Genomic DNA, 2906 nt, shown 5'->3' with positions numbered 1-2906 from the left:
CCCGAACGGCTCCACGCCGTACTGCGTCCAAAGGTCGACGCCGCCTGGCACCTCCACGAACTCACCGCCGGCCTCGACCTGTCCTTCTTCGTCCTCTTCTCCTCCGCCGCCGGAGTCCTCGGCTCCGCCGGTCAGGCGAACTACGCGGCCGGCAACGCCTTCCTCGACGGACTCGCCCAGATACGCCAGGCCCAGGGCCTGCCCGCCACCTCCCTCGCCTGGGGCCCCTGGGCCGAGAGCGGCATGGCCGGCCGGCTCGACGCGGCCGATGTCGCGCGCATGAAGCGTGCGGGTGTGCCGCCCCTCTCGACGCAGGAGGGCCTGGAGCTCTTCGACGCGGGCATCACGGCCGACGCGGCCGCGGTGGTGCCGGTGCGCCTCGACCTGTCCGTGGTCCGCAAGTCCGCGGCGCAGGGCGGGGAGATCCCGTACCTGCTGCGCGGCCTGGTCCGTGCGCCGCAGCGGCGGGCGGCGGCGCAGGCGGCTGCCGAGGCGTCCGGTCTGGCCGGCCGTCTGGCCGGCCGTCTGGCGCCGGAGCGCCTCGAGCTGGTACTGGACGTCGTACTCTCCGAGGTCGCGGCCGTCCTCGGCCACGCCTCCGCGGACGCCGTCCCCGCCCAGCGCGCCTTCACCGAACTCGGCTTCGACTCCCTCACCGCCGTCGAACTCCGCAACCGCCTCGGCAAGGTCACCGGCCTCCGCCTGCCCGCGACACTCGTCTTCGACTACCCGTCGGCCACCGTTCTGAGCGAGTTCCTGACCGGCGAACTGGTCGGTGAGAGTGGCGCCCAGGGCGCGGGCACGATCGTGACCGGGACCGCCGGAGCCGACGATCCGATCGCGATCGTCGGCATGGCCTGCCGCTACCCCGGCGGAGTGGCGGGCCCCGAGGACCTGTGGCGACTGGTCGCCGGCGGCGGCGACGGCATCGCCGCCTTCCCCACCGACCGCGGCTGGGACGTCGAGGGGCTGTACGCGGCTGCCGTGGCCGATGACGCCGAGGGCCGTTCGCTCACGCTGGAGGGCGGCTTCCTGTACGACGCGGGGCTGTTCGACCCTGCGTTCTTCGGGATCTCGCCGCGCGAGGCCCTGGCCATGGACCCACAGCAGCGGCTTCTCCTGGAGACCTCCTGGGAGGCGCTGGAGCAGGCGGGCATCGACCCGGACTCGCTCCGGGGCAGCCGGACCGGCGTGTTCGCCGGTCTCATGTACCACGACTACGGCTCCGGGGCGGATTCGATTCCGGCCGGCGTAGACGCCTTCCTGGGCCTCGGCACGTCCGGAAGCGTGCTCTCGGGTCGCGTGGCCTACGCGTTGGGTCTCGAAGGCCCGGCCGTCACCGTCGACACCGCCTGCTCCTCGTCACTGGTCGCGCTGCACTGGGCGATCCAGGCCCTGCGCACCGGCGAGTGCGACATGGCTCTCGCGGGCGGTGTCACCGTCATGTCGACGCCCACGACGTTCGCCGAGTTCAGCCGCCAGCGGGGCCTCGCCTCCGACGGCCGTTGCAAGTCGTTCTCGGACGACGCGGACGGCACCGGATGGTCCGAGGGCGTCGGTGTCCTGCTCGTCGAGCGGCTCTCGGAGGCCCGGCGCAAGGGCCACCAGGTCCTCGCCGTCGTCGCCGGCTCCGCCGTCAACCAGGACGGCGCGTCCAACGGCCTCACCGCCCCCAACGGACCGTCCCAGCAGCGCGTCATCCGCCAGGCCCTCGCCAACGCGAACGTCTCCGCGGCCGAGATCGACGTCGTCGAGGCCCACGGCACCGGCACCACGCTCGGCGACCCGATCGAGGCGCAGGCGCTCATCGCCACGTACGGTCAGGACCGCGCCGAGGACCGTCCGCTGCTCCTCGGCTCGATCAAGTCCAACATCGGCCACAGTCAGGCCGCCGCCGGCGTCGCCGGCATCATCAAAATGGTCATGGCGATGCGCCACGGCGTCATGCCGCCCACGCTGCACGTCGATGAGCCGTCCACGCACGTGGACTGGTCGGCGGGTGCGGTGGAGCTGTTGACGGAGGCGCGGGAGTGGCCGGAGGCGGGCGATCGTCCGCGTCGGGCGGGTGTGTCGTCGTTCGGTATCTCCGGTACGAACTCGCACGTGATCCTGGAGCAGCCGCAGGAGTCCGAGCCGGCCGAGGTACCGGTCGTGGAGTCGGTGCTGCCGGTGGTGCCGTGGGTGCTGTCGGCCAAGTCGGAGCGGGCGCTGGCCGGCCAGGCCGAGCGGCTCCTCGCGCAGGTGCGGTCGGAATCCGGTCCGTCGCTCGTCGACGTCGGATTCTCCCTGGCCCTGACGCGTTCCCGGTTCGAGCACCGGGCCGTGATCGTGGCGGGCGAGCGCGCCGACTTCGAGGCCGCGCTGGAGACGATCGCCGGTGAGGGCTCCTCGTCGGGCAGGGTCTTCGTGTTCCCCGACCGGGAGACGCAGGACGCCGAGCTGATCGCCCTGGCGGAGGACCATGCCGCGGGCGGGTCCGTGGACTGGGCCGCCGTGTTCGCCGGTACCGGGGCGCGTGCCGTGGATCTGCCGACGTACGCGTTCGACCACGAGCACTTCTGGCTGGAGTCGGCGCTGGGCGGCGGCGGCCGTACAAGCCTGTCCTCGGCAGGCATGGTGCCGGCCGACCACCCGCTGCTGGCCGGTTCGGTGGGCGTGGCGGGCGAGGACGTCTCCGTCTTCACCGGCAGTCTGTCGCTGGACTCGCACCCGTGGCTCGCCGACCACGCGATCTTCGGTTCCGTCCTGCTGCCCGGCACCGCCTTCGTCGAGCTCGCGCTCCACGCCGGTGAGCAGCTGGGCTGCCCGGTACTGGACGAACTGACGATCCAGGCGCCGCTGGTGCTCGCCGAGCGCGGTGCGGTCGCGCTCCAGGTCGTCGTGGGCGCGGCGGAGGCCGACGGCCG

General features: G+C 73.0%; 1 protein-coding gene. It reads left to right on the top strand.

What is annotated here, in order from left to right:
* Window positions 1–2906: beta-ketoacyl synthase N-terminal-like domain-containing protein (locus ACFYPC_RS36990; RefSeq protein WP_391891736.1), on the top strand; the 2906-nt coding region annotated here is incomplete at both ends.

The sequence above is a fragment of the Streptomyces sp. NPDC005808 genome (assembly GCF_042871385.1).
GTDB lineage: Bacteria > Actinomycetota > Actinomycetes > Streptomycetales > Streptomycetaceae > Streptomyces.
The sequence above is the reverse complement of the archived record's forward strand: the minus strand, read 5'-3'. Positions and strand labels throughout refer to the sequence as shown.